Source organism: Nocardioides humilatus (assembly GCF_008373755.1).
GTDB lineage: Bacteria > Actinomycetota > Actinomycetes > Propionibacteriales > Nocardioidaceae > Nocardioides > Nocardioides humilatus.
In genome coordinates, this window is sequence record NZ_VUJV01000208.1 from 1 (window position 1) to 319 (window position 319).

The window sequence follows — 319 nt, forward strand, 5'->3', positions numbered from 1 at the left end:
CTTGTTATTGACTATGACACCCGCATTGTCCTCAAAGTATATAAATACTCCATCACGCCTTCTGAATGGTTTCCGCTGCCTGATGACCACTGCCGGCATTACCTTTTTCCGGAGTTCAGGTTTACCCTTTTTGACTGTGGCCACAATCATGTCCCCGGAACCGGCCGCCGGCAGTCTGTTCAGGCGACCTTTGATACCTTGGACAGCGATCACATACAGATTCTTTGCCCCTGTGTTGTCGGCGCAGTTGATTACTGCTCCCACTGGGAGACCCAGGGAGATACGGAATTTCGCTCCCGCGGAACCACCACGTCCTCTC

Annotated in this window: 1 protein-coding gene; it reads right to left on the reverse strand. The window is 52.7% G+C overall.

Going from position 1 to position 319, the window contains the following annotated elements; genetic code table 11:
• Positions 1-264 (reverse strand): uL14 family ribosomal protein (locus F0U44_RS24475; protein ID WP_223163838.1); only part of this gene is annotated, 264 nt, incomplete at its 3' end.
• Between the last annotated feature and the right edge of the window lie 55 nt (positions 265-319).